The organism is Methylobacterium sp. R2-1, assembly GCF_014191355.1.
Taxonomy (GTDB): domain Bacteria; phylum Pseudomonadota; class Alphaproteobacteria; order Rhizobiales; family Beijerinckiaceae; genus Methylobacterium.
In genome coordinates, this window is the sequence record NZ_JACHWM010000001.1 from 408,601 (window position 1) to 421,450 (window position 12,850).

General features: G+C 66.6%; 12 protein-coding genes and 1 tRNA gene. 10 read left to right on the forward strand and 3 right to left on the reverse strand.

Annotation, left to right across the window (positions count from 1 at the left end; all coding sequences use genetic code 11):
* Positions 1-165: 165 nt before the first annotated feature.
* From FHU13_RS02080 to FHU13_RS02090, 3 genes are all read left to right on the forward strand, one after another.
* A complete protein-coding gene (locus tag FHU13_RS02080; RefSeq protein WP_183434187.1) occupies positions 166-3,018 on the forward strand; it encodes an EAL domain-containing protein in 2,853 nt (950 codons plus the stop codon).
* Between the two features lie 254 nt (positions 3,019-3,272).
* On the forward strand, positions 3,273-4,130 hold the full coding sequence (locus tag FHU13_RS02085; protein WP_183434188.1) for a manganese catalase family protein: 858 nt from the start codon (positions 3,273-3,275) through the stop codon (positions 4,128-4,130).
* Positions 4,131-4,208: 78 nt separating this feature from the next.
* Positions 4,209-4,718: a ferritin-like domain-containing protein gene (locus tag FHU13_RS02090; protein ID WP_183434189.1), complete on the forward strand. Its 510-nt coding sequence runs from the start codon at positions 4,209-4,211 to the stop codon at positions 4,716-4,718.
* Between the two features lie 133 nt (positions 4,719-4,851).
* Here FHU13_RS02090 and FHU13_RS02095 read toward each other — a convergent pair whose 3' ends face one another.
* Entirely contained in the window at positions 4,852-5,523 is a 672-nt protein-coding gene (locus FHU13_RS02095; protein WP_183434299.1) for a spermidine synthase, read from the reverse strand.
* A gap of 88 nt (positions 5,524-5,611) precedes the next feature.
* On the opposite strand from FHU13_RS02095, the gene FHU13_RS02100 reads away from it, so the two are divergent.
* Entirely contained in the window at positions 5,612-5,863 is a 252-nt protein-coding gene (locus tag FHU13_RS02100) for a hypothetical protein (RefSeq protein ID WP_183434300.1), read from the forward strand.
* Between the two features lie 152 nt (positions 5,864-6,015).
* Here FHU13_RS02100 and FHU13_RS02105 read toward each other — a convergent pair.
* Positions 6,016-6,092: transfer RNA gene (locus FHU13_RS02105), tRNA-His, on the reverse strand.
* Positions 6,093-6,240: 148 nt separating this feature from the next.
* Here FHU13_RS02105 and FHU13_RS02110 point away from each other — a divergent pair.
* The 5 genes from FHU13_RS02110 (at position 6,241) to FHU13_RS02130 (ending at position 10,646) form a co-directional block, all read left to right on the forward strand.
* Complete coding sequence (locus FHU13_RS02110; RefSeq protein ID WP_183434190.1) at positions 6,241-8,085, forward strand: chloride channel protein; 1,845 nt, start codon at positions 6,241-6,243, stop codon at positions 8,083-8,085.
* Between the two features lie 29 nt (positions 8,086-8,114).
* On the forward strand, positions 8,115-8,603 hold the full coding sequence (locus FHU13_RS02115) for a hypothetical protein (RefSeq protein ID WP_183434301.1): 489 nt from the start codon (positions 8,115-8,117) through the stop codon (positions 8,601-8,603).
* A gap of 10 nt (positions 8,604-8,613) precedes the next feature.
* Positions 8,614-9,462, forward strand: coding sequence for a 3-deoxy-8-phosphooctulonate synthase (gene kdsA, locus FHU13_RS02120; protein WP_183434191.1), 849 nt, complete (start codon positions 8,614-8,616; stop codon positions 9,460-9,462).
* Between the two features lie 187 nt (positions 9,463-9,649).
* Positions 9,650-9,952, forward strand: coding sequence for a hypothetical protein (locus tag FHU13_RS02125; protein WP_183434192.1), 303 nt, complete (start codon positions 9,650-9,652; stop codon positions 9,950-9,952).
* 247 nt (positions 9,953-10,199) lie between these two features.
* Positions 10,200-10,646: a hypothetical protein gene (locus FHU13_RS02130; protein ID WP_246714440.1), complete on the forward strand. Its 447-nt coding sequence runs from the start codon at positions 10,200-10,202 to the stop codon at positions 10,644-10,646.
* Positions 10,647-10,658: 12 nt separating this feature from the next.
* Here FHU13_RS02130 and queF read toward each other — a convergent pair whose 3' ends face one another.
* A complete protein-coding gene (gene queF, locus FHU13_RS02135) occupies positions 10,659-11,120 on the reverse strand; it encodes a preQ(1) synthase (protein WP_183434193.1) in 462 nt (153 codons plus the stop codon).
* 263 nt (positions 11,121-11,383) lie between these two features.
* Here queF and eno point away from each other — a divergent pair, with 263 nt between their 5' ends.
* On the forward strand, positions 11,384-12,673 hold the full coding sequence (gene eno / locus FHU13_RS02140) for a phosphopyruvate hydratase (protein ID WP_183434194.1): 1,290 nt from the start codon (positions 11,384-11,386) through the stop codon (positions 12,671-12,673).
* Positions 12,674-12,850 lie beyond the last annotated feature (177 nt).

Genomic DNA, 12,850 nt, shown 5'->3' on the forward strand with positions numbered 1-12,850 from the left:
GAGGGCGCCCCCGCGCGCTCGTCAATGTTGAATGAGCGTTCGTAAGGTTGCGTTCGCATTAACATCGCCAGAGAATTCCAGGGCTATGCTAAGAAAATCGAGCACGTTGTAGATTACCTTAACGCTTGTCGGACATGCTGGCCGCGAGTAGCGAGCGTTTGCCCGATGAACCTTTCACGCCGACAAACAGGCACTTCGAGGTGGCGTGCGGCCCTTGATGCGGCGCTGCGTGGCGGCCGCACCATTCGCGGCCGCATCTTTCTCGCTTTCCTGATGCTGAGCGCGATCACAGCAATGCTCGGCGGCTATGCCGCCATGGGCATCATGACGACAGGCGCGCTGGTCGACAAAACCTATGACCAGTCACTGATGTCGATCAATTATGCCCGCGCCGCCGCGACCGACCTTGCGGCATTGCAGGCAACGGTTGCGCGGGCCCGCCTCGCAGGCGACGCCGAGGAGCGGCGCAACCTGGAGGCGCGGATCGAGTCCCTGGCGCAGTCCTTCGAGGAGGACCTGGAAATCGCGGCCGACCGCGCCCACTCGGAGCGTGCCACGCGGGAGGCCGCTGCCGCTAAGGATGCCGTCACCCACTGGCTCGCAGCGCGTCGCGAATTCGGACCTGATCAACAGACGGCGGATGTCTGGCAGGCGCTCGACGCCCACGCGGCGGCGGCCGAGCAGCATATCGATTTGTTGATCAACTTCACCGCCGGGGACGGCTTCTCCTACCGTCAGACCGCGCGGGCGATCGTCGATCGCGACGTGCGGTTTAGTGTCTTTGTGACGTCGCTCGCAATTGTCCTCTCCGGCATCGTCGCCCTGCTCCTGTTGCGGCAGATTGTTCGGCCTGTTGCGGACGCCTCGACCGTTGCGAGCCGCATCGCCGCGGGCGAGTTGACCGTCGAAGTACCCGAAGGCGGGGCCGACGAGTTCGGTGCGCTGCTGCGAGCGATGGAGGTGATGCGCAACAACATCGCGGCGATGATGCAGGAGGAGGTTGCGCAGCGCCGCTCCGCTCAGAGCCTCTTGGCCGATGCGGTCCAGGGATCGATCGAAGGGATCATCGTCGTCGATGCCATGGGCCGCATCGTCCTCGCCAACGAGCGAGCGGCAGCGCTGCTCGGGCTCGATCCGGCCGAGACGGGGCATCGCTCCCTCACAGACGCGAGCGGCTCACCGGTTGCCGACACCCTGCTTGCCATGCCCGGCACCAGCAGCCTGACGGCCGAGACGCGCTCCGCCGACGGGCGCTGGCTGCGTATCAGCCGCAGTCCCACGCGGGACGGCGGCTTCGTCGCGGTTTGCAGCGACATGTCCCTGCTCAAGGAGCAGGAGGATCAGCTCAAGCGCAGCAATTCCCAACTCGATGCGGCCCTCAGCAACATGCTCCAGGGGCTTTGCCTCTATGACGCCGAGGGCGGCCTGCTCGTCTACAATCGCCGCTTCTGCGACATGTTCGGCATCGATGCCGGCCTGCTGCGGCCGGGCATGAGCATCCGGGAGGTTGCTCGCCTCGTCGAAGCCTCGGCCGACGACGACCGTGCCGTCGACCTGCTGATGCAGCAGCAATCCCTGCTCCAGCGTGGCGTGAGCGGGTCGCTGTGCGGCCCGATCCGGAACGATTGCATCGTCTCGCTCAAGCAGCAGCCGACCGCCGAGGGCGGCTGGATCGCCACCTACGAGGACGTGACCCAGCGCTACGAGGCGGAAGAGCGGATCATCACCATGGCGCGCCGCGACGCGCTGACGGGGCTCGCCAACCGCATGGTGTTCGGCGAGCGCCTGGAGGAGGCCGCCGCGCGTCTCGCCGAGGGGGTCGGCGCAGGCTTCGCGACACTCTGCCTCGACCTCGACCGCTTCAAGGAGGTCAACGACACGCTCGGTCATCCGATCGGCGATGGCCTGCTGCGCAGCGTTGCGGAGCGGCTGCAGGGCTGCCTACGCGAGACCGACCTCGTCGCGCGCCTGGGCGGCGACGAGTTCGCCATCGTCCAGGCCGGCACGCATGTGCGGCGCGACGCGAGCGCGCTCGCGAAACGCCTGATCGCCGCGTTCCAGCAGCCATTCCTGCTCGACGGCCACACCGTGATGGTGGGCGTCAGCATCGGCATCTCGCTCGCGCCGGAACACGGGACGAGCCCGGAAAAACTCCTCAAGAGCGCCGACCTCGCCCTCTACCGCGCCAAAGCGACGGGGCGAGGATGCTGGTCGTTCTTCGAGGAGGAGATGGATCTCGAGCTTCGCAAGCGCCGTGCGCTCGAGAACGACCTCCGCAAGGCCGTCGACAACGGTGAGTTCGAGCTTGTCTTCCAGCCGATCGTCAAGCTCGATCGGCAGCGGATTTCGAGCTGCGAAGCGCTGCTGCGCTGGCGGCATCCCGAGCGCGGATACGTCTCTCCCGCCGACTTCATTCCGCTGGCGGAGGAGACCGGGGCCATCAGTCAGATCGGCGAATGGGTCCTCCGCAAGGCCTGTAGCGAGGCTGCAGCTTGGCCCGGCGGCATCGGCGTTGCCGTCAACGTCTCCGCGGCGCAGTTCAAGAATGCGGCGGTCGTCCGGGCCGTGATGGACGCACTCGCGGCAAGTGGTTTGCCGGCGCATCGGCTGGAGTTGGAGATCACGGAGTCGGTTCTGTTGAACGACAGCGTGACGACTTTGGCAACGCTGCACACCCTCAAGCGATTGGGCGTGCGCGTGGCGATGGACGATTTCGGCACCGGCTTCTCGTCCCTGAGCTACCTGCAGAGCTTCCCTTTCGACAAGATCAAGATCGATCAGTCCTTCGTGCGCAACCTCGACGCGACCGGGAATTCACGCCTGATCGTGCGCTCCGTGATCGGCCTCGGCCGCAGTCTGGGCATCACGACCACCGCCGAGGGCATCGAGACCGAGGCTCAACTCGACCAACTTCGCCTCGAAGGGTGCGAGGAGGGGCAGGGTTACCTGTTCAGCCGTCCCGTTCCCTCGGCTGCGATCCGCGAACTGGTCGTCAATCTGGGCCGGAATGCCGCATGAACGGTCCGATCGCCCGCAGCGTAGAAACAGGTCGACCGAACGTCTTCTCTCATCACCGAGGATGGCAGACTAGATTATGCACTGTGCTATATCAGCATAACATATGATTGAGTCGTTCCTCGGCTGATTTTCCGCTGAACAAAGCGCGCATCCGGCGATTTCCCGAACACAGAAGCCGAGACACAGCCAGGTCGAATGACTTGGCCGTGCTCTGCCTTGTGGGCTGTGCTTCGCGCATTCGAGGAAACAAGCCGATGTATTATTTCGACAAGCGACTCCAATATCCTGTGCGGGTCGAGAGCCCGGACCCGATCTATGCCCGGATGCTGCAGCAGGCGATCGGTGGTGTCGAGGGCGAGATCCGTGTCTGTATGCAATACTTCTTTCAAGCCTGGGGCAATCGCGCGCCCAACACCAAGTATCGCGACATGCTACTCCACACCGCGACGGAGGAGATCGGGCACATCGAGATGCTCGCGACAGCTGTTGCGATGAACCTGGAGAATGCTCCGACCAAGGTTCAAGAAGCCGGCGCCGCCGACGCCATCGTCGGCGCGGTGATGGGCGGCGAGAACCCGCGCCACATTGCCGAGGGCATGCTGCACAAGCATCTGCTGTCGAGCGGAATGGCCGCCTTCCCGGGCAATTCCGACGGCGTGCCGTTCGACATGAACCACATCTACGCCAGTGGAAACCTCGCGGCCGACATGTACTGCAATGTCGCCGCCGAGGCGACGGGCCGGACGCTCGCCGTGCGCCTGTCCAACGCCACCAACGATCCCGGCATGAAGGACATGTGGAGCTTCCTGATCGCCCGCGACACCATGCACCAGCAGCAATGGCTTTCGGTGATTGAGGAAGTCGGCGGCCATGAGGGTGCGTTGCCGATCCCGAACTCCTTCCCGCAATCGGAGGAGAACCAGAAGTACAACTACAGCTTCTTTGCCACCAACCGCGACGGCGTGCCGCCGCCGGAAGGCCGTTGGACGAGCGGCCGCTCTCTTGATGGCAAGGGCGAGTACAACGTGGTCCAGAACGCACCCATGGGGCAGGAGCCCGTCCTCGGCCCGGCCCGACCCGACAGCGGCGCCCAGAGCGAGCAGATCGGCTGATCCCACGCGCCCGGCTGGATCCTCAGCCGGGCAGGTCCTGCCGATTCACGTACACTCTTCGAACAGGAGAAGCCGACGATGGTGCTCGACACGCGCGAAATCTACGTCACCGCTCTCAAGAACACTCATGCCCTTGAAATGCAGGCCCTGCAGATCATGGAGCGTCAGGTCGAGCGGCTCACCCGATATCCGGAGATGGAAGAGGCGCTACGCCGCCATATCGCGGAGACGCACGGCCAGCGCGCGCGTCTCGAGGAGGCACTCCAGGCGCTTGGAGACAGTCCGTCGGCCATCAAGGAAGGCATTCTCGGCTTCGTCGGCAACATGATGGCGCTGGGCCACACGCCGGCGCAGGATGAGATCCTGAAGAACACCTACGCCAACCACGCCTTCGAGAACTTCGAGATTGCCGCCTACGAATCCCTCCTCACCATCGGCGAGGCCGCTGGGCAGGGCGGGAACCTGACGGGTTTCCGGCAATCGCTTCAGGAGGAGGAGGCAATGGCGCGTCGCGTACGCGAGCTGATCGGCCCGACGACGAAACGCTACATCGACCTCACGGTCGCAGGCGAGAAAGCGGATCGCTGAGGCGAGTCTCTCAGGCATCCGGCGATGCACCGATGCATCGCTGGATGTCTTTGCCATCGGCCAGGGGTTTTGAAGGGCGACGCCCGTCGCCAAGATCGTCGCCAAGATCGTCGCGGGAATCGGCGCAGTCGCGTCAGGACCGCGTCGCGAGCCATATGACGTGGCGTGGACCGCTCGAACCGCTCGCCGGAAGGCGAACCTCCTCAACGGCGAAGCCGAGGCGCTGAAGCCGCGCCTTGAACTTCCGATCCGGTGAGCCCGACCAGACACCGAGCGTACCGCCCGGCTTGAGCGCCCATTGCGCCCGCTTCAGCCCCCACTCGTCGTAGAGGCGATCGTTCGCGCGCCGCATCAGCCCCTCGGGACCGTTATCCACATCCAGAAGGACGGCGTCCCAACCGGCAGGCTCGGATTGGATCAGCCGGTTCACATCCACTTCGCGAAGCTCGACCCGCGGATCGTCCAGGCAGCCGCCGAAGACCGGGGCAAGCGGCCCGCGCGCCCACGCGGCCACCGCCGGGACGAGTTCGGCGACGACGACACGTGCATCCGGTCCGAGCCCGTGCAACGCTGCGCGGAGCGTGAAACCCATGCCCAGACCGCCGATCAGCACGCGGGGTGCCGGCCGGTTCGCCAGCCGGGCGCAGGTGAGGGAGGCCAGCGCTTCCTCCGAGTCTCCTCGCGTGCTGTTCATCAGTTCGATGGTGCCGACGACGATCGAGAATTCGCTGCCTCGCTGCATCAGGGCGAGGCTCTTGCCGCCGCCGGGCACGTCAACGGTTTCGAGGTGAACCCATTCGCTCATCATGACCCTTCCCGACCGGGCGCGGGGTATGACCCCGTCTGCATTCGCCGCCATTGCTCAAGTCGCTAAAGGCCGCCTATCAGCACGCATGTCCAAGCGCACCAAATCTCTGCCGCAGCAACGCGGCTTCGTCCTCTTCGACGTCGTCTTCGCAGACGGCACACGCGCCTCGAACCGGCGTGTGCCGATGGAAATCCTCGGTGGGCTCGACGGCGACGAGCCGGCACGCCAACTCATTGCCGAGCAGGAAGCGGAAATCGCGCAGAAGGCCGGACGGGCGCCGCGTGAGATCCAGACGCTCACCCGCTCGCCGATCCCGAAACCGGTTGTGGCCACCTGAAGGGGTGGAACGGCGCCTGCGCGCCAAGCCGGGGCGGCTGCATGCGTTGCCCCGCATTCCACTCGCTTCCCGAGCCATCCGCCGGGAAGCAGAGCCAGAATGAAGAAGGGGCTGGCACAGTGCCAACCCCTTCAACTTCATTCCAAATTGGATGGTACCACCGCCCCGGCTCGAACGGGGGACCCCTAGATCCACAATCTAGTGCTCTAACCAACTGAGCTACGGCGGCACGTGAGGGGGGACTTATCCCGAGGCTCGCGGCATTTCAAGCGCCTTGAATGCATCTCGCGGCGGTTCGCACCGTCGATCCACGAGTGCTAGACGGCGGATGCATAGGCGCCATGGCCTCCATCCGGTCCCAGCCCCCGCGAGTGCTGATGAGCCCGTCCACATCCCCCGTCGCTGCGGCCCCGCTGGTTCAGGCACCCGCACGGCTTCGGGCCTGGGTCCGGGGAAGCGAAGTGGCCCTCGTGCTGCTCGCAGCCGCCACGGGCTGCATCGGAGGCCTCGCCGTCGCCGCCATGAGCGGCGCCAGCCAGCTCTTACGCGAGTTCCTTTATCGGCTTCCCGCCGGACAGCGCCTCAGCAGCCTCACGGATCTTCCCACGGAGGGTCTGATGGGCCTTCCTTTCCTGGCTCCGGCGCTTGGCGGTGCCGTCCTCGGCTTGCTGCTCCTGGTCTCGACCCGGGGGCGCGGCAAGAACAAGCGCGCCGTTGTCGATCCCATCGAAGCGAACGCGCTGCACGGCGGGCGGATGTCGCTGCGCGGCTCCCTCGACGTGGCGGTGCAGAATGTGGTCTCGAACGGCTGCGGCGCCTCGGTCGGGCTGGAGGCCGGCTACACGCAGGTCGCGGCGGGGATCGCCTCGCGGCTCGGCATCGCCTTCGAGATGCGGCGCTCGGACCTGCGCACCCTGGTCGGCTGCGGCTCAGCGGCCGCCATTGCGGCTGCCTTCGGCTCGCCGCTCACCGGCGCCTTCTACGCCTTCGAGCTCATCATCGGCACCTACACCATCGCGACGCTCGCCCCCGTCGTCGTCGCGGCCCTCTGCGGCAGCCTGGTGATGCGAGTCCTCGCGCCGCAGCCCGCCTTCGTCGATGTCGGCGCGCTGGCGCTCGCCAAGAACACGGCCGTGGATGCGGGCGATACCCTACCCTGCCTCGCTCTCGGGCTTGTCTGTGCCGGACTCGCGGTGCTGCTGATGCGGGGCGTCACACTGGTGGAGCAGGGTTTTCGCGCCTCGCGCCTGCCCACGCCCCTGCGGCCGATCCTCGGCGGCCTGTGCGTCGGCGGTCTCGCCCTGGCGACGACGCCCCAGGTGCTCTCGGCCGGACACGGGGCGCTCCACATCTACCTCGCCCCCGAGGCGACCGCCGGGCTCGGCGCGCTTGCCGGGCTCGTCGTCGCCAAGGCCGCGGCCTCGGCGATGTCGATCGGCTCGGGCTTCCGCGGCGGTCTGTTCTTCGCCTCGCTGTTCCTCGGCGCGCTGGTGGGTCGCCTGTTCGCCGGCCTGGCGCCGGTGGTGTGGCCCGGCTTCGAAGGGTTCGGACTCGCGCCGATCGGCTACGCCGTGGTCGGTATGAGCGCCTTTGCCGTCGCCATCGTCGGCGGCCCCCTCACCATGACCTTCCTCGCCCTCGAAATGACCGGAAGCTTCCCGGTGACCGGACTCGTTCTCGCCTCGGTGATCGCCTCGTCGCTCACGGTGCGGAAGACCTTCGGCTACTCCTTCGCCACTTGGCGCTTCCACCTACGCGGCGAGACTATCCGGAGCGCCCACGATGTCGGCTGGATGCGCAACCTCACCGTGGGACGGATGATGCGCAAGGACATCCGGCCTGTTGCTCTCGACACGCCGATGGCGACGTTTCTGCGCGCCCATCCGCTGGGCTCACCCTCGCGGGTGGTCGTGGTGGACGAGCACGACCGCTACGCAGGGGTCGTCCTCGTGCCTGAAGCCCACGCCCTTGCCGCCGAGAACGGCGGTGAAGCGCCCCGTCTCGCCGACGTCGTTCGCTACCCCAAATCGTTTCTGCTGGCCGATATGAGCGTCAAGCAGGCGGCGGCCGCCTTCGATCAGGCCGAGAGCGAGGCGCTCGCCGTGCTCGACGGCGCACAGAGCCGCAGGGTGATCGGATTGCTGACGGAGAGTCACACGCTGAAACGCTACAGCGAGGAATTGGACCGGCAGCGACGCGCCATGCTCGGCGAAGCGGCTTAAAAGAGGGTGGGCGTGCTATGTATCGCCGCATGACCCTGCGCGCTCCTCTCGCTGGCCTTGCTCTCGTCTTGTCTCTCGGATCACCGGTCCGGGCAGAATCCTGCGACGGCCTCACCGTGCGGCTGATCCGCGGCACTGGCGCTGCCCTGGCCGGGCGCAGCGGTTCGCTCGTCGTGTTTCGGGCCGCCGACGCCGACCGGATGAGCCTCGACTGCGCCACGCCGCGACGGCTCGTGTTCCGCTCGGGTCTCCGCGAACCCCCGCATGCCTTCTTTACCCTGATCGGGCTTGCCGGGCGGACGCTGGCAGGCGCGCCAGCGGAATCGGTCGAGACGCTCGCTCTGCGCCTGCATCAGGACAGTCTGCTCACCGGCGCGCCGCAACTCGGCCGGGTCGGCGGCGCGGTTCTGCGCTGCGATCCCGGCGACCGGCCGGATGGCATCGGTACCGGCAGCCTGTGCCGCCTGGCGGCTGACTGTCCGCACCGCGGCCTTTCCCGCGCGGCAGGGCCGGGTTAGAGCGGGCGTCATGCCCGAGACCGCACAGACTTCCGGCTCCGTCGTCCGAACCGGCGACGTCGCCTTCGCCAACCATCTGCCGCTGGCGCTGATCGCCGGCCCCTGTCAGCTCGAAGGGCGAGCGCACGCGCTTGAAGTCGCTTCCGCCCTCAAGGAGATGGCAGGCAAGCTCGGCATCGGGCTCGTGTTCAAGTCGTCCTTCGACAAGGCCAACCGCACCTCCGGCCGCTCGGCCCGCGGCGTCGGCCTCGATGAGGCATTGCCGGTCTTCGCCGAGATTCGCGAGAGCCTCGGGCTTCCCGTGCTCACCGACGTGCACGAGGCCGAGCACTGCGCACGGGCCGCGCAAGCCGTCGACATCCTGCAGATCCCGGCCTTCCTCTGCCGCCAAACGGACCTCTTGCTCGCCGCTGCTGCCACGGGGCGGGCGGTCAACGTCAAGAAGGGCCAGTTCCTCGCGCCCTGGGACATGGCGCACGTCGCCGCCAAGGTGACGGAGGCCGGCAACCCCAACGTCATCGTCACCGAGCGCGGCGCCTCCTTCGGCTACAATACGCTCGTCTCAGACATGCGTTCGCTGCCGATCATGGCCCGCGTCACCGGCGGTGCCCCTGTGGTGTTCGATGCGACGCATTCGGTCCAGCAGCCCGGCGGACAGGGCGCTACGTCCGGCGGACAGCGAGAGTTCGTCGCCGTGCTCGCCCGCGCCGCAGTCGCCGTCGGCGTGGCGGGAGTCTTCATCGAGACCCATCCCGATCCCGATCACGCTCCCTCCGACGGGCCGAACATGGTGGCGCTTGCCGACCTTCCCGCGCTGGTTGAGGCGTTGATGGCATTCGACCGTCTCGCCAAGGCGTAAGAGCGGTACAAGTCGGCTCGTTTCAGATTCCGTTCAGGCAGGAGGCGTTAACTTCGGTCCTAAGCGAGAATTACCGCGTCCCGGAGATGATTTCGATCCCTCCCGGACGTGACACCTAACTTGGCGGGAACTTCCGGCAAAGCTCAGGTGTTTTTCGCCAAGACATTTTCGGATCGGAAAGGATGCTATGCGCAAGCTCGCCCTCGTGACCGCCGCCCTCATCTCGGTCGGCACCCTGACCGCCACCTCCGCCGATGCCCGCCCCTACGGCCGCGGCTACGGCCATCATTACGGTCATTATCATGGCGGATACGGCCCGCGTGCCTATTACGGCGGCCGCCGTCGCGGCATCGGAACGGGCGCGGCCGTCGGGCTCGGCATCGCGGGTCTCGCGGCCGGCGCAATCGCAGCTGGCGCTGCGCGCGACGCCTATGCCCATGACAGCTACTACGGCCGTCCGGCCTACGGCGGCTACTACGACGGCTACTGAGACGCAGGTTTCAGTCGAATGAGAGAGGCGGCCAGGCAACCGGCCGCCTTTTTCGTGCGCGCCGGTGCCTGAAATCCGTCGAGAGGCCACGGCTAGCGGGGAACGAGACGCAAGCCAGGATTGCGCCCCCGTCACCGATGCGACAAGTTCCCGCACCGCAACAGCTATGGGGATTCATGGCTGTCATCGCAGCCATCGTCGGGGCGTTCATACCGGGCTGGTCTACTACTTCATCTACGGAAACGGGATGGAGCAGCTCGACCGCTTTCTCGGCGACCGGCGCAACGCGAAGCTGAGAGCGAGAGGCGAAGCGTCTTTCCGCGGGGCGCCGCTGCGCGCCATCCGCGATCCCGCCGACGCGGCCGGCGTGCTGATGTTGCTGGTGGCGCTCGCCCGCGGTACTCCGACACCGGAGCAGGAGGCGGCCATCGAAGCGGAGATGCGCAAGGTCACTGCTCCCGACGACGACTATGCGACGCGAATGGCCTATATCCGTCACGCCGCTGCCCAGGCATCCGATGCCAACACCGCGGTCGATCACCTCGCGCCGCTCCTGCGGGAGAAGCTCGACCCGTCCGAGCGCGACGACCGGGAGCGGATGCTGGAGGCGGTCGCCGTCATCCATGGCGGCCCGATCGACGCGCAAGAGAAGTTCATCGCTCGTACCGTCCGCGTGCTGGCCGAACAGCACTGACGGCGAGGACGATCAGCCCCGGCCGCGATAGGGTGCGACGCCCTGGTCGGGCAGCCAGACGGATTTTGGCGGCTCGCCCGTCTGCCAGAACACGTCGATCGGAATGCCGCCGCGGGGATACCAGTAGCCGCCGATGCGCAGCCAGCGCGGCTCGAGCACGGCGGCGAGCCGCCGCCCGATGCCGACGGTGCAATCCTCATGGAAGGCGCCGTTGTTGCGGAAGGCACCGAGGTAGAGCTTCAGCGACTTCGACTCTACCAGCCAACGATCCGGCACATAGTCGATGACGAGCGTTGCGAAATCCGGCTGTCCCGTCACCGGGCACAGTGAAGTGAATTCCGGCGCGGTGAAGCGGGCAAGATAATCGGTGTCGGCGTGAGGGTTCGGCACGCGGTCGAGCTGAGCGGCCTCCGGCGAGGTCGGCAGCGGCGTCTGACGTCCGAGTTGCTTGGCGTGAGTCTCGATCGAATCCATGGTTGGCCTATACGCGGCCGGCGAACATCCGACTATGGCACGCGGTGAATGCCAGGGATTCCTGCGGATCGGCCGCGCTGACCTGAGAAAATTGCGTCATTGAGCGGATTTTGTGGAAACGGCTCGGCTCGGAGCACCCGCCGGGAGCTTGCCGACGTCCCGAGGTTGGCGGATAAGCCCGCGATGCAGAGCGTCGCAGCACGCGCGGGCCTCGACGGCATCCGCGAGACGACCCCGCCGCGATGCACCGCCAAGGAGCGCCCATGACAGCGATCACCAATATCGCCGCCCGCGAGATTCTCGACAGCCGTGGCAATCCCACCGTCGAAGTCGATGTCCTCCTCGAGGACGGCTCCTTCGGCCGCGCCGCGGTCCCGTCCGGCGCCTCCACCGGCGCCCACGAGGCGGTCGAGCTGCGCGACGGCGACAAGAGCCGCTACAACGGCAAGGGCGTGCTCAAGGCGGTAGACGCGGTCCAGACCGAGATCCTCGACGCGATCGGCGGCATGGATGCCGAGGATCAGGTCGCGGTGGATGAGGCGATGATCGCGCTCGACGGCACGCCGAACAAGGCGCGGCTCGGCGCCAACGCCATCCTCGGTGTCTCACTTGCCGTGGCCAAGGCCGCCGCCGAGACCGCCGGTCTGCCCCTCTACCGCTATGTCGGCGGCGTGCAGGGCCGGGTGCTGCCGGTGCCGATGATGAACATCGTCAATGGCGGGGCCCACGCCGACAACCCGATCGACTTCCAGGAATTCATGGTGATGCCGGTCGGCGCCACCTCGCTGTCCGACGCGGTGCGGATGGGTGCGGAGATCTTCCACACCCTCAAGACCGCTCTGAAGAAGGCCGGTCACAACACCAATGTCGGTGACGAGGGCGGCTTCGCGCCGAACCTGCCCTCCGCTGAGGCCGCGCTCGACTTCGTCATGGAATCGATCAACGCGGCGGGCTTCAAGCCCGGCAGCGACGTGGTGCTCGCGCTCGACTGCGCCTCCACCGAGTTTTTCAAGGACGGCGCCTACCACTACGAGGGCGAAGGTCAGACCCGTTCGATCGAGGCTCAGGTCGAGTACCTCGCCAAGCTGACGCAGGATTACCCGATCCTCTCGATCGAGGACGGCATGGCCGAGGATGATTGGGAGGGCTGGAAGCTGCTGACCGACCGGATCGGCAACCGAGTGCAACTCGTCGGCGACGACCTGTTCGTGACCAATGTCGAGCGGCTCGCCCGCGGCATCGAGTCCGGCACCGGCAACTCGATTCTCGTGAAGGTGAACCAGATCGGCTCGCTCACCGAGACCCTGGCCGCCGTCGATATGGCCCAGCGCGCCGGCTACACCGCGGTGATGTCGCACCGCTCGGGCGAGACGGAGGATTCCACCATCGCCGACCTCGCGGTCGCGACGAATTGCGGGCAGATCAAGACCGGCTCGCTCGCCCGCTCGGACAGACTGGCCAAGTACAACCAACTCATCCGCATCGAGGAAGGCCTGGGCGCGCAGGCGCTCTATGCCGGTCGCAGCGCGATCCGCCAGTTCGCCGGGCGCTAGAGCCTTATCCGACCTGATTGCATTAGGTCGGCGTCAGTCGGTCTCGGCTTCGGCGCTCTTTCCTTTGCCGAGCCGGTATCCACTTCGTCGGAAAGCACTTCGAGTCGTTTCTCAGCATCGGGACGTGGCGGGCCGGACGAGCGCGCCGCGCCTTTTTTGTGCGCATTTTCCGAAGGG

Bases quoted from the DNA above. Each gene is read 5' to 3' on its own strand.
- FHU13_RS02110 (WP_183434190.1), top strand. From the start codon at position 6,241: ATGAGCCCGTCCACATCCCCCGTCGCTGCGGCCCCGCTGGTTCAGGCA.
- FHU13_RS02125 (WP_183434192.1), top strand. From the start codon at position 9,650: ATGCGCAAGCTCGCCCTCGTGACCGCCGCCCTCATCTCGGTCGGCACC.
- queF (WP_183434193.1), bottom strand. From the start codon at position 11,120: ATGGATTCGATCGAGACTCACGCCAAGCAACTCGGACGTCAGACGCCG.
- FHU13_RS02095 (WP_183434299.1), bottom strand. From the start codon at position 5,523: ATGAGCGAATGGGTTCACCTCGAAACCGTTGACGTGCCCGGCGGCGGC.
- kdsA (WP_183434191.1), top strand. From the start codon at position 8,614: ATGCCCGAGACCGCACAGACTTCCGGCTCCGTCGTCCGAACCGGCGAC.
- eno (WP_183434194.1), top strand. From the start codon at position 11,384: ATGACAGCGATCACCAATATCGCCGCCCGCGAGATTCTCGACAGCCGT.
- FHU13_RS02130 (WP_246714440.1), top strand. From the start codon at position 10,200: ATGGAGCAGCTCGACCGCTTTCTCGGCGACCGGCGCAACGCGAAGCTG.
- FHU13_RS02085 (WP_183434188.1), top strand. From the start codon at position 3,273: ATGTATTATTTCGACAAGCGACTCCAATATCCTGTGCGGGTCGAGAGC.
- FHU13_RS02080 (WP_183434187.1), top strand. From the start codon at position 166: ATGAACCTTTCACGCCGACAAACAGGCACTTCGAGGTGGCGTGCGGCC.
- FHU13_RS02100 (WP_183434300.1), top strand. From the start codon at position 5,612: ATGTCCAAGCGCACCAAATCTCTGCCGCAGCAACGCGGCTTCGTCCTC.
- FHU13_RS02090 (WP_183434189.1), top strand. From the start codon at position 4,209: ATGGTGCTCGACACGCGCGAAATCTACGTCACCGCTCTCAAGAACACT.
- FHU13_RS02115 (WP_183434301.1), top strand. From the start codon at position 8,115: ATGACCCTGCGCGCTCCTCTCGCTGGCCTTGCTCTCGTCTTGTCTCTC.